The 25421-nt window shown below is 38.7% G+C and carries 19 protein-coding genes and 1 pseudogene; 9 read left to right on the top strand and 11 right to left on the bottom strand.

Annotated elements, in window-relative coordinates:
• Positions 1 to 82: 82 nt before the first annotated feature.
• The 4 genes from ihfB to aroA form a co-directional block, all read right to left on the bottom strand.
• Complete coding sequence (gene ihfB, locus BTN98_RS03480) at positions 83 to 373, bottom strand: integration host factor subunit beta (RefSeq protein WP_036795301.1); 291 nt, start codon at positions 371 to 373, stop codon at positions 83 to 85.
• An 80-nt stretch (positions 374 to 453) separates the two neighbouring features.
• Positions 454 to 2124 carry a 30S ribosomal protein S1 gene (gene rpsA, locus BTN98_RS03475; protein WP_060996598.1) on the bottom strand — a complete coding sequence of 557 codons (1671 nt, stop codon included), beginning with the start codon at positions 2122 to 2124 and terminating at the stop codon, positions 454 to 456.
• Between the two features lie 123 nt (positions 2125 to 2247).
• Entirely contained in the window at positions 2248 to 2925 is a 678-nt protein-coding gene (gene cmk, locus BTN98_RS03470) for a (d)CMP kinase (protein WP_060996599.1), read from the bottom strand.
• Positions 2926 to 3138: 213 nt separating this feature from the next.
• Positions 3139 to 4419, bottom strand: a complete 1281-nt coding sequence (gene aroA / locus BTN98_RS03465) for a 3-phosphoshikimate 1-carboxyvinyltransferase (RefSeq protein WP_060996600.1) — start codon at positions 4417 to 4419, stop codon at positions 3139 to 3141.
• A 147-nt stretch (positions 4420 to 4566) separates the two neighbouring features.
• On the opposite strand from aroA, the gene BTN98_RS03460 reads away from it, so the two are divergent.
• Positions 4567 to 5022: a nucleotide triphosphate diphosphatase NUDT15 gene (locus BTN98_RS03460; protein WP_240616104.1), complete on the top strand. Its 456-nt coding sequence runs from the start codon at positions 4567 to 4569 to the stop codon at positions 5020 to 5022.
• A gap of 81 nt (positions 5023 to 5103) precedes the next feature.
• On the opposite strand, the gene BTN98_RS03455 is transcribed toward BTN98_RS03460, so the two are convergent.
• Positions 5104 to 6252, bottom strand: coding sequence for a DUF5666 domain-containing protein (locus tag BTN98_RS03455; RefSeq protein ID WP_060996602.1), 1149 nt, complete (start codon positions 6250 to 6252; stop codon positions 5104 to 5106).
• A 100-nt stretch (positions 6253 to 6352) separates the two neighbouring features.
• On the opposite strand from BTN98_RS03455, the gene BTN98_RS03450 reads away from it, so the two are divergent.
• Genes BTN98_RS03450 through BTN98_RS03440 form a run of 3 tightly spaced genes read left to right on the top strand, consistent with a single transcriptional unit; the run spans position 6353 to position 8783 of the window.
• Complete coding sequence (locus BTN98_RS03450) at positions 6353 to 7024, top strand: response regulator transcription factor (protein ID WP_060996603.1); 672 nt, start codon at positions 6353 to 6355, stop codon at positions 7022 to 7024.
• Entirely contained in the window at positions 6993 to 8243 is a 1251-nt protein-coding gene (locus BTN98_RS03445) for a sensor histidine kinase (RefSeq protein WP_060996604.1), read from the top strand. The genes BTN98_RS03450 and BTN98_RS03445 overlap by 32 nt, the downstream gene beginning before the upstream one ends.
• Positions 8244 to 8258: 15 nt before the next feature.
• Positions 8259 to 8783 (top strand): lipocalin family protein, encoded by a 525-nt coding sequence (locus BTN98_RS03440; RefSeq protein WP_060996605.1) that lies wholly within the window; start codon positions 8259 to 8261, stop codon positions 8781 to 8783.
• 59 nt (positions 8784 to 8842) lie between these two features.
• On the opposite strand, the gene BTN98_RS03435 is transcribed toward BTN98_RS03440, so the two are convergent.
• The 4 genes from BTN98_RS03435 to gyrA form a co-directional block, all read right to left on the bottom strand.
• The gene (locus BTN98_RS03435) at positions 8843 to 9568 is read right to left on the bottom strand and encodes a sulfite exporter TauE/SafE family protein (RefSeq protein ID WP_060996606.1); all 726 of its coding nucleotides are present in this window, start codon (positions 9566 to 9568) and stop codon (positions 8843 to 8845) included.
• A 100-nt stretch (positions 9569 to 9668) separates the two neighbouring features.
• Complete coding sequence (locus tag BTN98_RS03430; RefSeq protein WP_060996607.1) at positions 9669 to 11708, bottom strand: EAL domain-containing protein; 2040 nt, start codon at positions 11706 to 11708, stop codon at positions 9669 to 9671.
• Positions 11709 to 11868: 160 nt separating this feature from the next.
• Positions 11869 to 12951, bottom strand: coding sequence for a 3-phosphoserine/phosphohydroxythreonine transaminase (serC, locus tag BTN98_RS03425; RefSeq protein WP_060996608.1), 1083 nt, complete (start codon positions 12949 to 12951; stop codon positions 11869 to 11871).
• 266 nt (positions 12952 to 13217) lie between these two features.
• A complete protein-coding gene (gene gyrA / locus BTN98_RS03420) occupies positions 13218 to 15884 on the bottom strand; it encodes a DNA topoisomerase (ATP-hydrolyzing) subunit A (RefSeq protein WP_060996609.1) in 2667 nt (888 codons plus the stop codon).
• Between the two features lie 487 nt (positions 15885 to 16371).
• On the opposite strand from gyrA, the gene BTN98_RS20245 reads away from it, so the two are divergent.
• The 5 genes from BTN98_RS20245 to yfaE all read left to right on the top strand — a co-directional run bounded on the left by BTN98_RS20245 (position 16372) and on the right by yfaE (position 21630).
• On the top strand, positions 16372 to 16515 hold the full coding sequence (locus BTN98_RS20245; protein ID WP_162840638.1) for a hypothetical protein: 144 nt from the start codon (positions 16372 to 16374) through the stop codon (positions 16513 to 16515).
• Positions 16516 to 16676: 161 nt separating this feature from the next.
• A complete protein-coding gene (gene ubiG, locus BTN98_RS03415) occupies positions 16677 to 17387 on the top strand; it encodes a bifunctional 2-polyprenyl-6-hydroxyphenol methylase/3-demethylubiquinol 3-O-methyltransferase UbiG (protein WP_060996610.1) in 711 nt (236 codons plus the stop codon).
• Positions 17388 to 17886: 499 nt separating this feature from the next.
• Positions 17887 to 20154 carry a class 1a ribonucleoside-diphosphate reductase subunit alpha gene (nrdA, locus tag BTN98_RS03410; protein ID WP_060996611.1) on the top strand — a complete coding sequence of 756 codons (2268 nt, stop codon included), beginning with the start codon at positions 17887 to 17889 and terminating at the stop codon, positions 20152 to 20154.
• A gap of 46 nt (positions 20155 to 20200) precedes the next feature.
• A complete protein-coding gene (gene nrdB / locus BTN98_RS03405) occupies positions 20201 to 21334 on the top strand; it encodes a class Ia ribonucleoside-diphosphate reductase subunit beta (protein WP_060996612.1) in 1134 nt (377 codons plus the stop codon).
• A complete protein-coding gene (yfaE, locus tag BTN98_RS03400; protein WP_060996613.1) occupies positions 21331 to 21630 on the top strand; it encodes a class I ribonucleotide reductase maintenance protein YfaE in 300 nt (99 codons plus the stop codon). Before nrdB ends, yfaE begins: the two co-directional genes overlap by 4 nt.
• Positions 21631 to 21697: 67 nt before the next feature.
• Here the strand turns inward: yfaE and adiA are convergent.
• Positions 21698 to 23988 (bottom strand): annotated as a pseudogene (gene adiA / locus BTN98_RS03395) (arginine decarboxylase).
• A 55-nt stretch (positions 23989 to 24043) separates the two neighbouring features.
• On the bottom strand, positions 24044 to 25366 hold the full coding sequence (gene potE / locus BTN98_RS03390; protein ID WP_060996615.1) for a putrescine-ornithine antiporter: 1323 nt from the start codon (positions 25364 to 25366) through the stop codon (positions 24044 to 24046).
• Positions 25367 to 25421: the final 55 nt, after the last annotated feature.

The raw sequence follows: 25421 nt of genomic DNA, 5'->3' as shown, positions 1-25421 counted from the left end.
GTAATTTTACTGATCAAACCATGATCTATAGACATAAAAAAACGGCATACCGAGAGTATGCCGTTTTTTGTTCTATTCGCGGTTAAGCAGCTATTGATGCATTAACACGGTCACGTAATTCTTTTCCTGGCTTGAAGTGAGGAACGTACTTGCCGTCCAACTCAACTTTGTCACCTGTCTTTGGATTACGGCCAACACGAGGAGCACGGTAATGCAAAGAGAAGCTACCAAAGCCACGGATCTCAATGCGATCACCTTCTGCAAGTGTGTTCGCCATATGTTCAAGAATATCCTTGATTGCATCTTCTACCTGTTTGGCAGAAAGATGTGTTTGTTGACTGCATAGTCTTTCAATTAATTCAGACTTTGTCATAAACACTCCGTTTTAGTAAGTTTCTCAATAGTATAGCCGTTTAGAGGGAAAAAGCTAAAGCGATTTCCCTCAACGCTCAATTATTCGCCTTTAGCAGCTTTGAAAGCGTCAGCCATAGCGTTACCAAACGCAGCATCGTCTGCTTTGTTTAGTGTAGCCATTGCTTCTTGCTCTTCAGCAACGTCTTTAGCACGTACAGAAAGGTTGATTACGCGGTTCTTACGGTCAACGCCAGTGAACTTAGATTCAATAGAGTCGCCAACAGAAAGAATTAGAGTTGCGTCTTCAACACGGTCTACAGATGCTTCAGAAGCGCGTAGGTAACCTTCAACACCTTCAGCTAGCTCAACAGTTGCGCCTTTAGCGTCAACAGCAATAACTTTACCAGTTACTAGAGCACCTTTCTTAGTGTCAGCTACGAAGCTGTTGAATGGGTCTTCTTCGATTTGCTTAACGCCTAGAGAGATACGCTCACGCTCTGCGTCAACTGCAAGAACTACTGCAGAAATTTCGTCGCCTTTCTTGAAGTCACGAACTGCGTCTTCACCAGAAACATTCCAAGAAATGTCAGATAGGTGAACTAGACCGTCGATGCCGCCTTCAAGACCGATGAAGATACCGAAATCAGTGATTGACTTGATCTTACCAGTTACTTTGTCGCCCTTAGCTTGCATTTCTGCAAATGACTGCCATGGGTTCGCTTTACACTGCTTAAGACCTAGAGAGATACGACGACGCTCTTCGTCGATATCAAGAACCATAACTTCAACTTCGTCGCCCACGTTTACAACTTTAGATGGGTGGATGTTTTTGTTAGTCCAATCCATTTCAGAAACGTGTACTAGACCTTCAACGCCTTCTTCGATTTCAACGAAGCAGCCGTAGTCAGTTAGGTTAGTTACGCGGCCAGTAAGCTTAGTGCTTTCTGGGTAACGCTTAGCGATTGCAACCCATGGATCTTCGCCAAGTTGCTTAAGACCTAGTGATACGCGAGTACGCTCACGGTCGAACTTAAGAACTTTAACGTTGATTTCATCGCCAACATTAACGATTTCAGAAGGGTGCTTAACACGCTTCCAAGCCATGTCAGTGATGTGTAGAAGACCGTCAACACCGCCAAGATCAACGAATGCGCCGTAGTCAGTAAGGTTCTTAACGATACCTTTAACTTCCATGCCTTCTTGTAGAGAAGCAAGTAGCTCATCACGCTCTACGCTGTTCTCAGATTCGATAACTGCGCGACGTGAAACAACAACGTTGTTACGCTTCTGGTCAAGCTTGATTACTTTGAACTCAAGTTCTTTGTTTTCTAGGTGAGCAGTGTCACGAACTGGACGTACGTCTACTAGTGAACCTGGTAGGAACGCACGGATGCCGTTAAGTTCAACTGTGAAGCCGCCCTTAACTTTACCGTTGATGATACCAACAACTGTTTCAGCATCTTCATAAGCTTTTTCAAGCTGGATCCAAGCTTCGTGACGCTTAGCTTTCTCACGAGAAAGTTTAGTTTCACCAAAACCATCTTCGATCGCGTCAAGAGCAACGTCAACCTGAGCGCCAACTTCGATTTCTAGTTCGCCAGCAGCGTTCTTGAATTCTTCAGCAGGGATAGATGACTCAGATTTTAGACCAGCGTCAACTAGTACGTAACCGTTTTCGATAGCGATTACAGTACCTTTAACGATTGCACCTGGGCGAGTTTCAACTTGGTTTAGCGACTCTTCAAAGAGTTGAGCAAAAGATTCAGTCATTTAATTAATCTTCAATATGATAAACAACCATGGGTATCCTACCGCATGGGGTTGATAATAAAGTCAGTTATCATCCATGACACCGACGTTATTTAGCCACTTACGCAGCTAAATATGGATTCTTTATTTTAGCTTAGCATCAACATATGCCAAGACTTTTTCTAGTACTTCTTCAATCGACATCTCAGTTGAATCAAGCACTAAAGCGTCATCTGCAGGACGTAAAGGCGCTACTGCACGATTGCGATCGCGGTAGTCTCGCTCCTGGATTTCACTTAAAAGGCTGCTAAAGCTAACATCTAAGCCCTTTTTTTGCAACTGATTCATACGACGAGTTGCACGTTCTTCAGCACTGGCGTCTAAGAAAACTTTCACTTCTGCTGATGTGAATACCACCGTACCCATATCACGGCCATCGGCAACCAAGCCAGGTTGCTCACTAAATGCACGCTGTCGACGAAGTAAAGCTTCACGTACTCGCGGTAATGCAGCAACTTTTGAAGCCGCATTGCCTACTTTCTCGGTGCGAAGCGTATCTGAAACATCTTCACCTTCAAGAATAACTCGAACCAACTCACCTTCAGCAACAAACTGAACATCAAGGTGTGCAGCCAGTGGCACTAAAGCATCTTCTGATTCAGTATCTACACCATGATGAAGTGCTGCAAGTGCAAGAACACGGTAAATCGCACCAGAATCGAGCAGATTCCAGCCAAGTTTTTCTGCCAATAGCATACATAGTGTGCCTTTGCCGGCGCCACTTGGCCCATCAACAGTAATGACTGGAGCATGAGTAGACATAAGTTTTCTCCGAATATGTATCCGTAATAGCAGCAACTTAACCCAAATTAAGGTTAGCCATCAAACGGTGGCACATTATACGGAAAAAAATCTTAAATTTATATAGTTATTACCTTTTCTATATTACCTTTTTACACCAATTAAAAAGCCTGATGCAATCACATCAGGCAAGTACTACTGTAAACTTAAATATCAACAATCGAACAATAAAAATTAGACACTTAAGCCCTGAAGCTTGGTGAAATAATCAGGAAATGTTTTTGAAGTACACTTCGGATCATTAATCGTCACTGGAGTATCGCTTAATGCCACCAGCGAAAAGCACATTGCCATACGATGATCATCATAAGTATCAATTTGTGCATGGTTCAATGTTATTGGCGGTGTAATGGTAATATAATCACGCCCCTCTTCAACTGTTGCGCCAACTTTACGTAATTCAGTCGCCATAGCAGCTAAACGATCAGTTTCTTTTACGCGCCAGTTGTAAACATTGCGAATTGACGTGGTACCTTTGGCAAATAATGCCGTCGTTGCAATTGTCATTGCAGCATCAGGAATGTGATTAAAATCCATATCAACAGCCGTTAATTCACCACAACGTGCGATAACATAATCATCACCCCACTCGATATCAGCCCCCATTGCTGCCAACGCATCTGCAAATTGAATATCACCTTGAATACTCTTCTTACCAATACCGGTGACTTTCACTGCACCACCTTTAATCGCAGCAGCAGCTAAGAAATACGACGCAGAAGAAGCATCGCCTTCAACCAATAAGTCACCAGGAGAAATATAAGTTTGATTACCTCGAACAACGAACTGTTGATAATTACGATTGTCAACTTCAACACCAAACTGAGACATAATATGTAAAGTAATATCAATATAAGGCTTTGATACCAAATCACCTTTTATGCTAATCACAGTATCAGCTTGTGCTAAAGGTGCAGCCATCAAGAAAGCGGTTAAAAATTGACTTGATATAGAACCATCAATTTCAACCTCACCGCCTTGCAAACCGGTGCCAATAATTTTCAATGGTGGGTAATTTTCATTTTCAAGATAGGTAATCTCTGCACCAGCACTACGCAGCGCATCAACAAGGTGGCCGATTGGGCGCTCTTTCATGCGTGGCTCACCCGTTAGTATATATTCACCAGAGCCTAAGCATAGCGCAGCGGCTAACGGACGCATTGCCGTGCCCGCATTACCTAAATACAATTCAAGCGGCTTTATTGCGCTAAAGGCCTGACCTAAACCATCGACTTCACATTCTGTTTTATCAGCTGATAAACGATAATTAACCCCAAGTTGCTTTAATCCATTCAGCATATGGCGAATATCATCGCTATCTAATAAGTTAGTTAGGCGTGTCGTTCCTTTTGCTAATGCAGCTAATAATAAAGCACGATTTGACACACTTTTAGAACCCGGAAGGTTCACTTCACCGTTAACTTTGGCAATCGGGTCTAGGGTTAAACTTTCCATTGATTATTCTTCCAATCCTAATTTTTCTTATCTAGCAGAGTACCCAATAATGTCGCAGTTATCTAGCGGCAGTTTTTTTTAGTATTTGATAACTAGGTTTAATATTGTTCCACCATCAGCACTGTAATTGCGGTAAAGTAATGAAATATGACAACGGTGAATATTGGAGTGAGAATGAGTGCCGTAACACCGATGGTTGGAATTGGAATTATTATAATTAACCAGCAAGGACAAATATTAATCGGCAAACGTAAAAATAGTCATGCGCCGTATTACTCGATTCCTGGCGGTCATATGGAATTAGGTGAAACATTTAGCCAATGTGCTATTCGTGAAGTAGAGGAAGAAACTGGGCTGACTATTGACGAACCGCAAGTGATCGCGGTAACCAATAATCTCGCTACCTATCATGAATCCGGTAAGCATTATATTAGTGTCGCTTTACTGGCAACCAAGTTCAGTGGTGAGTTAACCCTAAAAGAGCCAGATAAATGCGAGGGTTGGTTATGGGTTGATCCAACTCAAGTGCCTTCACCACAATTTGATGCTAGTGAACAATCGATTCAATGTTATTTAGAACAACGATTTTGTATTAATGAATAGTCACTAGAAATAAAACCGCTCCCTTAAAATGCAAAAAGCGCCTCAATAATAGGCGCTTTTGTAGCGATGATTACGGTTTAGTTAATCGTCTTCACGCTCGATTTCACGCGCGACGTTTTTACCGTTAATGATCACACCCTCAACTTCAACACGGAAGCCACCGATATTATCTTTATTTAAACCATCATCAAACTCAGTGTAAGCATCAATATAGATCTTTCGTTGATTTAAACCAATAGTAAACATACCTTCACTATCGACGCTTGATGCAATACCTTTGTATTCAAATTCATGCCAAGAGTCGCCAAAATCACCATCGAAATCATTTTCAAATTCAATCTCGCGCGCGATGCCGTTCAGTGCTGTAACTTCAATCCTCACTCCAACATTTAAGTTAGCTTTAGTGCCATCTTCAAAGCGAGTTACTCCTGTCACCATAAATCGACCACGGGCATTTAACTCAAACTGACTTTTATCACGGCTAACCCAGGTTACAACACCTTCAATTTCATTGTCATTATCAAAATCATCATAGGTTTCGACTTCAACTTCCGCGGCATTAAAGGTGTTACCACTCATTTGACCTTTTACTTCAACCCACTGACCATTTTGCAATTTCGAATTATCTTCAATGACGGCATCGCTATAATCAACGTTAGTTGCAGCACCTAATACAAATGATTTAACGTTCGGATCTAGTGCAGATAAGCGCCCTTCAACTTCATACTGACCAACAATACCCTCATGCTCAAATTTCACTACTGAAAGTACTTTATAGCCAAGGCCAGCGTCAGTTGCTTGTGGTAGCGATGACACCATCACCCAATCGCCAACGTCAATGTTTTGGTCAATGCTAAATGTTAATGTTGCGCCATTAACTACAAATGTTAAACGGTCAGAACTTATTGAGGTAATCATACCCACCATCGTTGGCTCTAATTGAACTAAAGCACCAGCTTTTGATGAAGTAGAAACAGCAACCATCATGTCTTGTTGAAGATCATTAATTGTAAACTGGGTATCTGTACCATACGCTACTGACGCTACGTTATAACTGTGACCATTAACTTCTATCGTATTAGCGCCAACATTAACGGCATTAATTGTACCTTGAACAGCTTGTGGCTTTGTCTCAACAGGTGGTTGAGGTGCTGTACTATCATCACCGCCTCCGCCGCCACAACCAGTAAGAACGAGACCAATCAATGTAGCTAATGTGATTTTCTTCATGAATATAACCTTTTTAATACACAAATTATGAATATTGTTTTATTGGCGCGTATACTACTGCCCCAAACGTGAAGTATTCGTGAAGAGCGAAATAGAAAAAATGAAAATTCTTATTGTTGATGATAATCATCAGATTGTTGAAACGATTGCTGATTACTTAGAGCTAGAAGGTATAACTGCTGATTGTGCTTATCATGGCCAAGCAGCACTCACTTTTATTGAAAATAACCATTATGACGTCATCATCATGGATATCATGATGCCTAAAATAGATGGTATTGCTGCAGTTCAAAAAATCCGTAATGATCTTTATTGTGGTACTCCAATTTTGTTCTTAACCGCTAAAGATACTCTTGAAGATAAAGTTGCTGCATTTAAAGCCGGTGGTGATGATTACTTATTAAAACCGTTTGCAATGGAAGAGCTATGCTTACGCTTATATGCTTTAGCGAATAGAGGCCCAAGACAAGATATTGGCCTATTAAAATTTGCTGATATCATAATGAATAACCGCAGTGATGAAGTCAGTCGCGATGGGAAAATCATCAAGTTAAGTCGTATTCAATTTAAAATACTCAAAGTATTACTACATCATGCCCCCAACATTGTTAGTCGCCAGCAAGTAATAGATGCGGTTTGGGGCGAGGAGTCCCCATCTAGTGATGCCCTGCGTAGCCATATCTATGGGTTACGAAATGCGATTGATAAAGATTTTGCCGCTTCACGATTAGAGACGATTCATGGACAAGGTTACCGCATCAAAGCAGCATAATTTTCCCAGTATTTACCGTAAAGTCGGTTTAAGCTTTGGATTAATGACATTTGGCATGTTTGTTCTATTCTGGGTTGTTATTTATATCGCAGAAAACCAATTAGAAGTGATTAGCCTTCATCATTGGTTAGACAAAGAATCAAGCCAATATGTTATCGACTATAAAGAAATGGGTGATAACGCTCCCCTGCCTAATAACAGTGAGTTTAAAAGTTATTGGAGTGAAAAATCATTACCAAATTGGCTAAAAAAATATAATCAACCCGGTTTTTTTGAGCATCTTCGCGGCACTGAGGATAAACATTTTTTAGTGTTTGATCATCCATCAGGAAGAGGGTTAATGTATGTCATCTATCAAGATGATGCTGATGATTACCTTGATGATTATGAAGATAGTCTCCATTATTTCACGTTTATTTTTGGGTTATTACTATCGTTAATTATGGGTGGATACAGCTTTTATTTTGTACGTTCTTTATCGCAACCATTAGCGAAAATAGATCAGAAAATTCGACAAATGCCACCGGATCAAGCCTCTTTTGAGGTTGAAACACAATACAGTGAAACACGTGAAATCGAACAAGCATTACTTGATAGTAAAAATAATATTGCTAGATTTTTTCAACGTGAAAAAGAATTTAGCCGTTTTGCATCCCACGAATTACGTACACCAATTATGATTATTCAAGGCTCAGCAGATTTACTGAATAAAGTCCCCAACCAACCAAATGTAGCTAAAAAAGCCATTAATCGATTACAGCAAGCCAGTGATGATATGCGGATCTTAACTGAAACGTTTCTATTATTAGGTAAAGAATCGATTGAGAATCATCATTTTAGCCAATGTAATCTAGCCGATCATCTTCATCAGCAATTAGTGGTTATGGAACCTTTATTTGCTAAACAAGACGCAAGCTACTATCTTGAAATTAATCACGCCGCAACAATTAATGCGCCACTCAGTTTTATTACTATTATTATTAACAATCTAATCAAAAATGCATTTAGCTACAGTATTGGAGATATAGAAATAAAATTGACCCATAATCACTTAACGATCATCAATCGCCATGATGGTAATGAGATTTATAACCAAGGTTATGGGTGTGGATTAGTTATTGTGCAACGTATTTGTGAGCGTATGCAATGGCCATTCACTATTAGTGATAATGAGGTTACTTTTACCGCTGAGGTTACTTTTTCACATCCACAATCATAAGTTAAGGAATAATGGATGCCTACTTATATCAAATGGTTTTATTGTATTTGTTGCTTGAGTTTACTATCTGGCTGCACAACCGGTAAGCCTAATAACGTTGAACCTATTACACATTTTGATGTAAATCGCTATTTAGGCCAATGGTATGAAATAGCAAGATTAGATCACAGCTTTGAACGCAGTTTAGATCAGGTAACGGCCACTTATAGTTTAAATCCAGACAAGAGTATTAAAGTAATTAATCGTGGCTTTAATATTACCGACCAGCAATGGCAACAAGCACAGGGCAAAGCAAAATTTGTCGGGCAGCCCAATATTGGCCATCTAAAAGTGTCCTTCTTTGGGCCCTTTTATGGCAGCTATATTATCTTTGCGCTTGAAAAGGATTATTCTGCAGCATTAGTTAGTAGTTATAATTATGACTATTTATGGGTTTTAGCGCGCGACAAAACCCTCTCACCAAAAGTGCTTAATAAATATCTTACCCTCGCTAAACAAGTAGGGTTTGATACCGATAAATTAATTTACCCTCAACAATAAGATCGTTAATTTTTATACGTTCAATAACAGCTTAGTGATCAATATAAGCTGTTATTGTTCTAACTAAAAACATGTAAACCTTGTGATAATGAAACCACCGCAGATAAAGAACATAATACTAATACTCCATATTGCATCATCTGCTTTTTAATTTTATGTCGAACACGATACGCAATAATACTCGCAATAATAGGTGCAGGTAATAGCCAAACGATGCTGGTAAAATCAGCCATCGTAAACCGTCCAGAATAATGCAACGCAATCAATGAAATAATATTGGTTAAACAGAAAAAAGCCGCTAAATTAGCTCGAATAGTGTCTGGCTCTTCATTCTGCATCAATAAAGCAACGGGTGGACCGCCAATACCGGTCGCGGTGCCAGTTACACCTGAAATTAAACCACCAATAAATAAATTGACTGAGGTTGGTGCTAGACGTAATTTTGCTAAACTTAATATTACAGCCGCTAAAACTGTAACTCCCAGCATGATTTCTAATTGATCAGCGGTGATCACCATTAGAACATAAGCAGCAATAAGTGTTCCCGGTAATCGCCCTAGAAAAGCAAAAATTAAAAAACGCAGCGATAAGGCATGTCGATACTGATACCACACAATTGCAGACATAAACATACCGATAACAACAATTGCACTCGGCATTAACCGTGGCTCAAGCAAAAGAATAAATGGCCCGGCAACGACTCCCATACCAAATCCAAGCGTACTTTGGATAAAACATCCACCAATAAAAACCAATAAACAAACAAAAAAGATAAGTGGATCCATAACATTCTTATATCGTGAAAGAGTGTTAGTGATCCTACTCTTTATTTCCCCCCATAAAGTAAAAACGACACTAAACAAATGAAATATTACATTTCAAAAATCACACAGAAATATCATCGCTATATTTCGTAGTTGCAACTGTTTTCGCCCACATTAACGCATCATTAAGTGGCATCGGCTTAGCAAAATAAAAACCTTGGCAGATATCAATACCGCACTGTTGCACAAATTGCTTTTCAGCTTGAGTTTCAACACCTTCTGCAACCAAGACACAGCCGGTGACTTCACTAATTTTGGCTAATAATTGATATAAATTTTTCTCTCGTTCATTGTCAATATTAAATAATAATGAACGATCTAACTTAACTTTATCAAAGTTAAACTTGAGTAAATGAGGAAAAGAAGCATAGCCTGAACCAAAATCATCAATAGCAATTGTTATACCTAACGCTTGCAATACCGCTATATTTTCAGAGACTTGTTTATCATTATCAATGATAGCTTCTTCTGTGATCTCTATTTCTAAATGTAATGGTGAAATATTATAAAAGCTTAAACGTTCAACAATATATGCAACCACATTTTTATCTGAAATGGTTTCCGTTGAGATATTAATAGCGACGTTACAATTGGGTGTTAATAACATTTTTTGCATATCAGCCAACACTAAATCAATTACCATTTGATCAAGCTGTTTCATCGCACCTAATTGCTGAAAATCTTGAATGAAGAATGGCGGCAATAGTTTTCCATCAGAACCTTTATAACGTATCAGTGATTCAAAAGATAAACCAAGCTTATTCTTCAAATGAATTTGTGGTTGATAATACATTACAAATTCACCGTGACTCAGCATTCGACTTACACGACGACTAATATCATGCTTACTTACATAGCTACTCATTGCTTGGGTAACATCACCTAAAAATGATTTTAATGTACTACGACCTAGTTCATGTTGTCGACTTATTGCCATATTATTACTTTCGCTTCGGCCGACGAAATGAAGGTAAAATGGTCGATAAATAGCAATACCAATAATAACTACCACCAGCTGTAATACCACACCAGAAAAACTATGTTGGGTAGCAATATAGCCACTAATAAATGGCGGCGTCATCCAATCAACAATAGTACTCACTGGATTTACCAATCCAATCGTCATTGCACTATACACAACCACAAAACTCACTAACGGTACCACCACAAAGGGTACAATTAATATAGGATTAAAAATAATAGGTAAACCAAATAGCAATAGTTCATTTATATTAAAAATAACTAACGGTAATGCCGATAACGCTAATGTAATATGTCGTCTTTCTTTTGAAAAGAATAACACGCAAAGTAATAAGCTTATGGTATTACCTGAACCACCCATAGATAAAAAAGCATCATAAAACCCCTGCCCAAGAATATTTAAAGCAGCGTCTCCAGCTTGCCAATCTGCAATATTTTGCTGAGTATTTTCAAATAACTGCTGTTTTGCTCTAAATAGAAAGTTATGCCCATTTATACCAATAGCCCCTAATAACCCTAAAAAAAATTGATAGGCTAAACCACCATAAAATGTCAATGGATTAAGGGATATATCATGTCGAACTTCTTTACTTAATTCGATAATAATCGTAGTGAATTTTGCCAAACAAACAGTTAAAAGAAGAAAACAAAAAAAGTGTAATACATGCTTATAAAGCGTACTTACAAAGTCAATTCGAGATGGGTCTAATGGGAAAAGACGAAAAGAAATACAGCAAATTGCAGAAATCATCGCTGCCAGTAATGCAATCAACGGATTATTAGGTAATCCAGTCTGTGCTGAGACTAATAAATTAGGCACTGATACTGCAATGAAGAGTAATAATGAATATGGTACAACCACCATTGCATTTACGCCATGCTTTGTCGCAATATAATAACTAGTAATCAAACATAAAGCTATCGGGTAAATACCAATTAATAAATTAGATAAATAAAAGAATATACTGGCTAAATCGGTAAATATCATCCAATTAAAAGCATGTCCAACAAATAACGTAATTGCATTACAAATAATGAGAGGCAGTAATAATAAAAATACCACTGAAATATCACGAACATATTCGTTATAGTATGATTTTAATACTGAGCACTTACGCATACATCCACATTACAAGAGAGATAGATACTAGATTATATATAGCAAATAGTAATGCTCAATCAAAAACATTGTAACTAGATATTATTGACTTTCTTTTTATAAAAAAACACACACTAGTAGTGTGTGTTTTTATTAATGATAATCAAAACCTTTCTTGTAATTAGGCGTTATTTTTTTCAAACATTAGCATAAAGTCAACTAACGCTTGTACACCTTCAAGTGGCATCGCATTATAAATAGAGGCACGCATACCACCTACAACACGATGACCTTTTAATGCTTTTAACCCTGCCATTTCTGCTTGGTCTAAAAAGGCATTATCAAGTTCAGGATTTTTCAATTGGAATGGCACATTCATCACTGAGCGGTTATCGGCATGGATGTCATTAATATAGAAATCAGAATGATCGATAAAATCATACAATAATTTTGCTTTTGCTAAATTACGCTGCTCCATTGCAGCAACACCACCAACACCTTTAAGCCATTTAAACACTTCACCAGCTAAATACCATGCAAAGGTAGGTGGAGTATTAAACATCGACTCTTTATCAACTAAAACTGTATAGTCTAAAATACTCGGTACTATTGATTTTGCTTTACCTAATAAGTCATCACGCACAATAACAATCGTTAATCCCGCTGGGCCGATATTTTTTTGAGCGCCCGCATAAATCACACCATATTTAGACACATCAATCTGACGTGATAAAATAGTGGAAGACATATCAGCGACAATAGGTTTATCTGTAATAGGTAAGTCACGGATTTCAATGCCATCAATGGTTTCATTAGGACAAAAGTGCACAAAGGCTGCATCTTCTGAAAGCGTCCACTCACTGGCAGGTAAAATAGCCTTTTTACCGTCTTTAACGTACGTAATATCAACACTGTTTGGTTGGCAATATTTCGATGCTTCTTCAATAGCACTGTGTGCCCAAAAGCCACCATCCATATAATCGGCAGTTACAGCATCGCCCAATAAATTGAGAGGAACAGCAGCAAACTGACCTCGCGCACCACCATGACAAAACAGCACATGGTAATTAGCGGGTATATTTAGTAAATCACGTAAATCCTGTTCTGACTGAGCGGCAACCGCAAGAAATTCTTTACTACGATGGCTTATTTCCATAACGGAAGTGCCTAAACCCTGCCAATTGATAAATTCTTGCTGGGCTTGCGCCATCACATCAGCGGGGATCATTGCCGGTCCGGCACAAAAATTATAAACCTTATCCATAATGTTATACTTGCTCCTGCTCGAGTTACAAAATAAAAAGTGACTACTTCATAAAGCTAATAACACCATGCGTGATACTGCTTTTAGCGTTACAAAACAGACATTAACAATAAATCTCAACATTGTGATAGAGATCATTTATTTATTTTTACACCTTTATTGTGCAACTTTAAAGGTTTAATTCAAGATTCCTTAGCTTACAAATATTAATATAAAAAAACGCAGCTTAATGGCTGCGTTTTATTTAGAATAAAGCACTATAAGGCTTATTCTTGCTCGGTTGAATCACCTGATTCTGCGTCTGTTGCTGATTGTTCTGTATTTGCAACAGCTTCACCATCAACTAATTCTGCATCTTCAATTAATTCTACTTCAGCAGGCTCATCAATACGTTGTAGGCCAACAACTTTTTCGTCTTCGGCAGTACGAATAAGCGTCACACCTTGAGTATTACGACCAACACGGCTAACTTCAGCAACACGAGTACGAACCAGTGTGCCACCGTTGGTGATCATCATAAACTCATCGCCGTCTTCAGCTTGAACAGCACCAACTACGCTACCATTACGCTCAGAGACTTTAATTGATACCACACCTTGCGTTGCACGGCTTTTCGCCGGGTACTCTGCAAGCTCAGTACGCTTACCGTAACCATTTTCAGTTACTGTAAGAATATCGCCTTCATTGTGTGGAACAATTAACGAGACAACTTTATCGCCTTCAGCAAGTTTGATACCACGAACACCAGCTGCTGTACGACCCATGCCACGAACACCGCCTTTCGCGTTGCCTTCAGCATCAATCACAGGGCTTTCGTAGAAACGAACCACTTTACCAAATGCTGAGAACAGCATGATATCGCAATCGCCGTCAGTTACGTCAACACCGATCAATGAATCGCCTTCACGTAGATTAACCGCAATAATACCGGCACTACGAGGACGACTGAAGTCAGTTAATGGTGTTTTCTTAACAGTACCATCAGCTGTTGCCATGAAGACAAATTTATCTTCAGTGTATTCACGTACAGGAAGAATAGCGGTAATACGCTCATTTTCTTCAAGCGGTAGAATATTCACAATTGGCTTACCACGTGCAGTACGGCTTGCTAATGGTAATTGGTATACCTTCAGCCAGTACATACGACCGCGGCTAGAGAAACATAGAATCGTGTCATGGGTATTAGCAACCAACAAACGTTCAATGAAGTCTTCTTCCTTCATGCGCGTTGCTGCTTTACCTTTACCGCCACGACGTTGTGCTTCGTAGTCGCTCAAAACTTGGTACTTAACATAACCTTCGTGAGAAAGCGTAACAACAACGTCTTCTTTAGTGATCAGATCTTCTAAATCGATATCATTACTTGCTGCTGTGATTTCAGTACGACGTTCATCGTTGAACTGTTCTTTCACTAGCTCTAATTCTTCACGGATCACTTCCATCAAACGCTCAGAGCTTGATAGAATGAACATTAGCTCAGCGATTTCTTCAAGAAGTTGCTTATATTCTTCAAGAATTTTACCGTGCTCAAGACCAGTTAACTTATGTAAGCGCAAGTCAAGAATAGCTTGTGCTTGTTGCTCAGTTAAATAGTATTGATTGTCACGGATACCAAACTGCTCTTCTAGCCAATCAGGACGCGCAGCATCAGTACCGGCACGCTCAAGCATTGCTGCAACGTTACCTAACTGCCAACCACGAGCAACTAAAGCTGCTTTAGCTTCTGCTGGTGTATTTGTTTGACGAATTAATTCAATGATTTCATCGATATTTGCTAGTGCAAGAGCAAGACCTTCAAGAATATGAGCACGATCACGCGCTTTGCGCAATTCGTAAATAGTACGACGAGTCACCACTTCACGACGGTGATTAACGAAGCACTTAATCATTTCTTTTAGGTTAAAGATCTTAGGTTGGCCATTATCAAGCGCAACCATGTTGATACCAAATGTAGTTTGTAATTGAGTTTGAGCATAAAGATTGTTTAGAACAACTTCACCAACCGCATCACGCTTACATTCGATAACAATACGCATGCCGTCTTTATCCGACTCATCACGTAGTGCACTGATACCTTCAACTTTCTTATCTTTAACAAGCTCGGCAATTTTTTCAATTAAGCGTGCTTTGTTAACTTGGTATGGAATCTCATGAACAATAATGGTTTCGCGACCATTCTTTTCAGTTTCGATTTCAGCTTTGGCACGCATGTAAACTTTACCGCGACCAGTATGATAAGCGTCAACGATACCTTTACGGCCATTGATCATTGCAGCTGTTGGGAAGTCTGGGCCTGGAATATATTCCATTAGCTGATCAATAGTGATGCTCTCATCATTGATGTACGCTAAACAGCCGTTAATCACTTCGCCAAGGTTATGGGGTGGTATATTCGTTGCCATACCTACCGCAATACCAGAAGAACCGTTCACCAATAGGTTCGGGATCTTTGTTGGTAAAACTGCTGGTATTTGCTCAGTTCCATCATAGTTAGGAACGTAGTCAACCGTTTCTTTGTCTAAATCAGCCAATAATTCATGGGCAATTTTAGACATACGGACTTCGGTATAACGCATCGCAGCGGCAGAGTCGCCATCGATTGAACCGAAGTTACCTTGACCATCTACGAGCATGTAACGAAGTGAGAACGGCTGCGCCATACGAACAATAGTATCGTATACAGCACTATCACCGTGTGGGTGATACTTACCGATAACATCACCTACCACACGGGCAGATTTCTTATATGCTTTATTCCAGTCATTGCCTAGCACATTCATCGCGAATAAAACGCGGCGGTGCACAGGCTTAAGGCCATCACGCACATCAGGAAGAGCACGACCAACGATAACTGACATCGCATAGTCGAGATAAGAGCTTTTCAGCTCCTCTTCAATATTTATGGGCGTGATCTCTTTTGCAAGATCGCTCATGGAGCCAATATCCCTCAGGTAATTTCTGTCGTATTTTTATACGTGCAAGGTGCAATAATATAGCATATTTCAGCCTAAATAGACCACCTTTCACGACTTATGTTATGAGTAATTTAGCGGAATTTAAAGAAAACAGAAACAAACATCGTCACATCTGTGGATTAACCGCACTCCACTGTTTATTTATTGTTCATTATACTGACCACCTAAACTACTCTCTTTAACCTACAGAGTGTGTAACCATTTGTAAAAATAAGAGGTAACACAGTTTTATAGGTGAAATGGCTTAAAATTAACAAAATAAAATCAAAAAAGCGACATTTGACCATTTATCAATCATCATAATTGAACACACTATATAAACTATTTGCTATTGCGGTAACGGATATATTTTCACAATAGCGAATACATTGATGTTTAAAATAACCTCTACGTTAAATTAAACATTCCAGACTTATTAATGCATAAACTTACTGAGGACAAAGTAATGGATGCAGCTATTAACATGATTGGTCTATCAATCATTATTGGTAAATATATCTTAATGCTCATTCTTGCTATTACCACTTTGTTTGGTGGTATGTTCACGCCAGAATTTATTCCAACTACAATAAATAGTTTTAATGAGTAATACTTCATTTCGCCAAGTAGCATAATTGTACTTGGCGACCATATAATTTTGTTATTATCAATATCCTCTTCTCAATCAGCATTTATGACAGTTATCCTTTGCAACTAGCGCTTTATTTCGCATAATAGTGAGTATCAATTAAGGAAAATGGCCCCACAAACATGACCAAATCACGCAATGTTGACCTTGCAGAAATCGAAAAATTTGAACAAATAGCCTCACGCTGGTGGGATCTAGAAGGCGAATTTAAACCACTTCATCAAATTAATCCGTTACGCTTAAATTACATCATTGATAATGCTAATGGCTTATTTGGCAAAAAAGTACTTGATGTTGGTTGTGGTGGTGGCATTTTAGCCGAAAGCATGGCAATTGAAGGAGCGCATGTTACAGGCCTTGATATGGGAAAAGAGCCGCTAATGGTGGCAAAACTACATGCTTTAGAGACCGGTACGAAACTTGATTATGTTCAATCAACAGCGGAAGAACATGCAGAACATCACCATGAAACTTACGATGTTGTAACATGTATGGAAATGCTAGAGCATGTTCCAGATCCTGCATCGGTGATTGCTTCATGTGCCAAAATGGTTAAACCTGGTGGCCATGTATTCTTCTCAACATTGAATCGTAATATTAAATCGTATTTATTTGCCATCGTTGGTGCTGAATATGTCATGAAGTTAGTCCCCAAAGGAACACATGACCATCAAAAATTCATTCGTCCATCCGAATTAATTGCCATGATTGATCGCACACCACTGCAAGATCGTCACATTATTGGACTTCACTACAATCCGCTCACCAACAGCTATAGTCTGGGTAATAACGTTGATGTGAATTATATCGTTCATACCATCAAACCATTGTAGTCAACCTAAAACGAATATTGAAGGAGATGACTTTATCTCCTTTAGCAACATACTGCTAACAAACTCAAATCTATTTCACATTTTTAAATCAAAAAAAACCAGTAAGATCAAGGGCTATTAACACTTTCTTTAGTTAAAAAACCACCATTTACTTAGCTCAAATTCGCGACAAAAAAGCAATAAAAATAAATTTTATTTATCTAAAAAAATAACTCAAAAAGCATTGATTTTTACTATCTATTTGATGCTATTCGCTACATCAGTGAGTTGGTACTAACTTTTTATTGAAATCCCCATGTTATCCACAGCTGGTCAAAAAATACCATCTTGCAAAACCACGCATTCACCACTATCTTGTAAACACTTTCGCTAAAGACCCCAACATATAGTGTTTTAGCTAAATAACAGTATTTATAATAAAGATCACATTCTTTGCTAATCTAATAGATAAAGTGCAAAAAAATATCATCCGCAAGGAAAACTGGGAAAATAACAAAAAATGACTCAACAACTAACAGTTACTAAGCGCGACGGTCGTAAAGAACTTATCGATCTCGACAAGATTCACCGTGTTATAGATTGGGCTGCTGAAGGCCTAGAAAATGTATCGGTCTCTCAAGTCGAACTAAAGTCACACATCCAGTTTTATGACGGTATTCGTACTGATGATATTCACGAAACTATCATCAAAGCGGCAGCTGATCTTATTTCAGAAGAAACGCCTGATTACCAATATCTTGCAGCTCGATTGGCAATTTTCCATCTTCGTAAAAAAGCCTATGGTCAATTTGAGCCACCTACGCTATTTAGCCATGTTACAAATTTAGTAGCTAAAGGTAAGTATGATAGCCACTTACTAGACGATTACACTGAAGAAGAATTTGCAGTGATGGATACCTTTATCGATCACTGGCGCGACATGAATTTCTCTTATGCTGCGGTTAAGCAACTTGAAGGTAAATACCTTGTTCAAAACCGTGTATCAGGTGAAATCTTTGAGAGCGCACAATTTCTTTACTTATTAATTGCTGCAGCACTATTTAATAAATACCCAAAAGAAACACGTCTCGATTACATCAAACGTTTTTATGATGCATCTTCGACGTTCAAAATTTCACTACCAACGCCGATCATGTCAGGAGTACGTACACCTACACGTCAATTCAGCTCATGTGTATTGATCGAATGTGATGATAGCCTTGATTCAATCAACGCAACAGCAAGCTCAATTGTACGTTATGTTTCACAACGCGCAGGTATTGGTATCAACGCTGGTCGAATCCGTGCATTAGGTTCTGAAATTCGTGGTGGTGAAGCTTTCCATACTGGTTGTATTCCATTCTATAAATACTTCCAAACAGCGGTTAAATGTTGTTCTCAAGGCGGTGTTCGTGGTGGCGCAGCAACATTATTCTACCCTATTTGGCACCGCGAAGTTGAGTCACTACTGGTGCTTAAAAACAACCGTGGTGTAGAAGAAAACCGTGTTCGTCATATGGATTACGGTGTACAAATTAACAAATTAATGTACACCCGCTTAATCAAAGGTCAGAACATCTCATTGTTCTCTCCATCTGATGTTCCAGGGTTATATGATGCATTTTTTGCCGATCAGGTAGAATTTGAACGTCTATATAACTTGTATGAGCAAGATGAAAGCATTAAGAAACAATCGATTAAAGCGATTGAACTATTCTCATTGCTAATGCAAGAGCGAGCTTCTACTGGTCGTATCTACATTCAAAACGTTGACCACTGTAATACCCACAGTCCGTTTGATCCGGCTGTTGCACCGATTCGTCAATCAAACTTATGTCTTGAGATTGCGCTACCAACCAAGCCATTACGAAATGTTGAAGATGAAGACGGTGAAATAGCATTATGTACGTTATCTGCATTTAACTTAGGTGCAATTGATACGTTAGATGATTTAGAAGAACTTGCTGAGCTAACAGTGCGTGCACTTGATGCATTATTAGATTACCAAGATTACCCATTACCTGCTGCACGTCGTTCGACCATGAACCGTCGTACATTAGGTGTTGGTGTTATCAACTTTGCTTATTACCTTGCTAAACATGGTGTGCGTTATTCTGATGGAAGTGCAAATAACCTTACTCACGAAGCTTTTGAAGCAATTCAATACTACTTATTGAAAGCATCAGTTAATTTGGCAAAAGAACAAGGCCCATGTCCGTTATTTAACGAGACAACCTATGCTCAAGGTATTTTACCAATCGATACTTACAAAAAAGATATCGATAATATTTGCAGTGCTGAATTGCATTACGATTGGGAAACCTTACGCGAAGAAATTAAAACACACGGTCTACGTAACTCAACATTATCAGCATTGATGCCATCAGAAACATCATCGCAAATCTCAAATGCGACCAATGGTATTGAGCCACCACGTGGATACGTTTCCGTTAAGGCATCAAAAGATGGTATCCTCAAGCAAGTTGTTCCTGAGTTTGCTAAATACAAAGACAACTACGAGTTACTTTGGAATATTGGCAGCAACGATGGCTACCTACAACTTGTTGGCATTATGCAGAAATTTATTGATCAGGCTATCTCGGCAAATACTAACTACGATCCGAGCAAGCAAGTTGGTGGCAGAGTTCCAATGAAGCTGTTACTAAAAGATCTGCTTAATGCTTATAAGTTAGGTGTTAAGACACTGTACTACCATAACACTCGAGATGGCGCATCTGATAGCCAAAGCGACCTGAGTGGCGATGATTGTACGAGTTGTAAAATTTAAGCATTCAAAAGGGAGTCTTATGGCTCCCTTGTGATTTGAGGATATCATGGCCTATAGTACTTTTTGTCAAACTAGCAACGACCAACTTAAAGAACCAATGTTTTTTGGTCAATCAGTCAATGTTGCCCGTTATGACCAACAAAAATTTGAAATTTTCGAAAAATTGATTGAAAAGCAATTAAGCTTTTTTTGGCGTCCAGAAGAAGTGGATGTCTCTGGTGATCGCATTGATTACAATAACTTGCCAGATCATGAAAAGCATATTTTTATCAGTAATTTAAAATATCAAACTTTACTTGATTCAATTCAAGGCCGTAGTCCAAACGTAGCATTATTGCCTATCGTTTCACTACCAGAATTAGAAACATGGATTGAAACATGGTCGTTTTCAGAAACGATCCATTCACGCTCTTATACGCACATTATTCGTAATATCGTTAATAACCCATCACTTATTTTCGATGATATTGTCCGTAATGAACACATCATTAAGCGTGCAGGTGACATCTCTAAATACTATGATGATTTAATCACAGCAACCAATGACTATCATCGTTATGGTGAAGGACAACACTCTGCTGATGGCATTGCTTTCACTGTTGATTTACATGACATCAAAAAGAAACTGTACTTATGCCTAATGTCAGTCAATGCATTAGAAGCGATTCGTTTCTATGTTAGCTTTGCTTGTTCGTTTGCTTTTGCTGAGCGTGAGCTAATGGAAGGCAATGCTAAAATTATCAAGCTAATTGCACGTGATGAAGCATTACATTTAACGGGAACTCAACATATGTTGAATCTGTTACGTAATGGCCATGATGATCCACAAATGGCGCTTATTGCAGCAGAATGTGAAGAAGAATGTTTCAGTATCTTTAAAGCGGCGGCTGAGCAAGAAAAAGAATGGGCAGAATACCTATTTAAAGATGGTTCAATGATTGGTCTCAACAAAGAAATATTATGCCAATATGTTGAATATATTACTAACTTGCGCATGGTTGCTGTCGGCCTACGTCCTGCTTATGATGGTGCAAATCAAAACCCAATTCCATGGATCAACTCATGGTTATCATCAGATAATGTTCAAGTTGCTCCTCAAGAAGCTGAAATCAGTTCATACCTTGTTGGTCAAATCGACAATGATATTAGTGCTGATGATCTTGGTGATTTTGAATTGTGAGTCAACTAACCTTTACGGTTAATGGTATTAAGGTTTATGGCAATCGCCATGAACCTTTATTAACCCAACTAGAGAAAGCTGGCATTAAGCCAGAATATCAATGTCGCAATGGCATCTGTGGCGCTTGTCGATGTAAACTTATCTCAGGATCAGTTACTCAACAAGATGCACTCGCTTTTATTGCACCAAATGAAATATTAAGCTGTTGTTCTATTCCACAACAAAATATTAAAGTTCATTTTGATTATCAACTCAATACTGAACACCAAGCTACTAAAACTAAAATAGCTCTTTAGTGCTATCTGATTATTTCAATCAAGATCAACAATAAAGAGCTAATATGTTTGTCTGTTAGCGGTCTAACTACTTCACACACATCACGTGATAAACACCATCTTCAACTTCAGTACCTTCCGTTTCATGCTCAAAACCAGGGAATTCTTTATCCCAAACCTCTAAGCTATGTAAATACCCAATTTGAGGACTATTTGCATCACCAAAATTCTCACCAGACATCAGCATCGGAATACCTGGTGGGTAAGGAATAACAGCATTAGCTGCAATACGGCCTTGTAGTTTATTCGATGGCACCATCTCTACATTATCAGCCACAATAGCTTCAAATGCAGCACGAGGAGTAATGTCAGCCTTTGGTAGGGTTGAATAAGCAGCATTTAACATTTCAGATGGCGTATGGGTTTTCAGGTAACTAAACATCTTATCACCTAAGTCTTTCAAACCTAGATCACCATACACATGAGGATGGCTTGCCGCTAAATCAGGTAGAACCGACCTCAATGGGGTATTATTATCATAATGGGTTTTAAAACTGAGCAAGGTATTAACTAACGTTGCCCACTTACCCTTGGTTATTCCCATTGAGAATAAGAACATCACTTGGAAGTCTGTGGTACGGGTTGGAACAATACCAAAACGAGTAAGATATTGAGTCACTAATGCAGCAGGGACACCAGTATCAAGTAACTTACCGTTATCACCCATACCTGGCGCTAAAATACTGACCTTAATTGGATCGAGCATACACCAATCTTTAGGGATATCATCAAAACCATGCCATTTATCACCAGGTTTCATGACCCAAAAATCTTGATTAGTCGCTAATAACTCAGCAGGCGCATCTTCAAATGCATATTCAATCCCAGTATCAGGATCAACAATAGACTCCGCATTCCATGGTTTAAAGAACCAATCACCATCCGCAACAAACTCACGGTGTAAGCGCCCCATCGCTTGACGATAATCGACCGCTTCTTTGATTACTTCATTGGTTAATGACTCACCACGGTTACCCGCCATTTGTGACACTGCAATATCATTTGATACACTGATTGCATATAAAGGTGAGGTAGTTGCATGCATCATATACGACTGATTAAAGCGCTCAAAGTTAATATGATCTTTACCATTACGGACATGAATCCATGATGCTTGAGAAAGTGCATTTAATAATTTATGGGTTGAATGGGTGGCAAATACTGTTGGCCCATCATCAGGAGTATCTTGTGGCTCACCACGCATTGCAAAGTGATCAGTATAAATAGGATTAAAACGAGCATAGCCATACCAAGCTTCATCAAAGTGAATACGATTGCTACTTTCACTTAAAATCTCTTGAGCACGTTTAGCGTTATAACATAAGCCATCATAAGTACAGTTTGTTACCACTGCATAAGTTGCCTGCCCGCCCGCTTGAGCTTTTGTTAGTTCACTACTTTCTGCTGATTTTTTTAACCCTTCTGGCGACATTTGATCTGGATAAATCGGCCCGATAATACCGTAACGATTACGGGTTGGAACCATATAAACAGGCAATGCCCCGGTTAACATTAATCCCTGCTCTATCGATTTATGACAATTTCGGTCACAAATAGCGAGGTTGTTTTCTCTCATACAAATTTGCATGATGGTACGATTAGCCCCTGAAGTACCGGTTACTAATGAATAGGATCTATCAGCACCAAACACTTTCGCGGCATAATCTTCACTTTCACCAAAGGCGCCAGTATGATCAAGTAATGAACCTAAAGAACCACGCTCAATCCCCATATCAGAGCGAAAGAGTCCTTCACCGTAATAATTATAGAAGCGTTGACCTTCTGGTGTTTTTAGAAAGCCCACTCCACCTTGGTGTCCTGGCGCTGCCCATGAATACTCATGCACACTATCATATTTCATCATTGCATTAGCAAGTGGCGGTAATAGTTGATCTCGATAACGTTGCATCGCTGCAATTGCGCGACCAGCCATAAAATCAGAGGTATCTTCTAAAATCCATGCAAACTCACTCACTAATGACATTAACTGACGATCAACGGTTAGGGTCATTTTTTACGTTCTGCGAGTAAAAAAACAGGCACGCCTTGTTGGCGTTGATTCAATTTATCAATTAGAGAAAAGAACATATCATTCTCTTCTTGTTGTTGACCCGTCATACTGGAGGTCAACATAAAGCAGTCAATCGCCATATTAACATTGAGCATTGAGTAGCAATCATCATAAGTAGATGCTTTGACGACAATAATTGATTCATCTTCAAATTGCTCAACTAATCGGTCAATAGCATTTGCAACTACTCCCGTAGCTTGAGAGTTATCAAAAATTAATACTCTCATATGTTTACCATAATTCAACATATACAATCCTTTAATATCAGACTAATAATTAATATTTCGCTTATTACGATACAACTCACGATGACACTTTATTATTAATAGCTTCACGGCTAGCAATAAACCCATAGAAGAAATAACCGACCAATGTAATAATAGCGCCATAAAATACCGCTTCCTCACCGGTAGAATATGCACCATAAATACTATATAACACGGCAATTGAACCAATAAATATACCGTTGTTATATTCTTTCTTACTAACGTTACTTTGTCTCATAATTATTCCGAGAGCAGTTAACGCTAATACATAAGGCACCATATTAATAAATACAGCTAAGTTTACTAATACATTAAATTGTTTTAATAACGTTGGAGAAATAGTCATTACTGCAAGTAGTAATTCAAAAGCTAACATGATCATCATGCCTTTAAATGGCGCATCATATTTATTTACATCACCAAAAACTTTGGGAAATAAACGCATATCAGCGGCAACTTTTGATACCTGAGCATTGGTAAATTGCCACCCAAGTAGCGACCCCACACAAGCCATAATCGCCATTGCAGTAATAATTTCCCCTACTAATGGGCTAAACATTTGTGCAAACACCAGCCCAAATGGCGAATCAGATTTTGCTAAAATATCGTTCGGAATAATGCCTTGAATAACTGTAGTGGAAGCAATATACGTTGCAGCAGAGAAGATAGTGGCTAACATACAAGCTAAAGGAACATTTCGTTTAGGGTTTTCAACTGTACCTGAGTTAGCACCCGCCGACTCAATGCCTAAAAATGCCCATAATGTTAATGCCATTCCAGAATAAATTGCGCTGCCAACTGATATATCATGGGGATTCCATGCTTCTTCAAAAATTTTCGAATCAAACCAAAACCAACCAATAATCGATAATCCAAGTACTGGAATTATAATACCCCACACAGTAATTGTGGATATTTGTCCGGTTATTTTGGCGCCTTTCACGTTGGCGAACATAGTAATAATTAGGATAGCAATAACGCCAACAAAGGTATGAATTGGCGTTTCTTTTAACCACGGAATAAAATATTCTAAATAACCGACACATGAAACAGAAATAGCTACAGCACTAATAACAAGACACACATAATAAGTATAAGAGGCAATAAAAAAACTGGATTTACCATGTGCTTTTTCAGCATAGGCGGACATACCACCATCGTCACTACAATACATGCCACATTTAGCAAATGCATAAGCGATAGCCAATGCACCTATTGCGGTAACACCCCATGCAAGTAATGCTATTCCTCCTGTTGCAGCTAAACTGGAGGGTAATAATATTATTCCTGAACCCATCATATTAACGGTAACTATGGTCGTTAACCCCATTAGTCCCATTTTGTTACTGTTTCCACTCATAACATAAACTACCTTATTAATTATTTTAATAACGATAATATTCCGATAAAATTAT

Origin of the sequence: Photobacterium aquimaris, from assembly GCF_002954455.1 — a bacterium.
In the GTDB taxonomy this organism is placed as follows: domain Bacteria; phylum Pseudomonadota; class Gammaproteobacteria; order Enterobacterales; family Vibrionaceae; genus Photobacterium; species Photobacterium aquimaris.
This window is presented reverse-complemented; position numbering and strand designations above follow the sequence as displayed.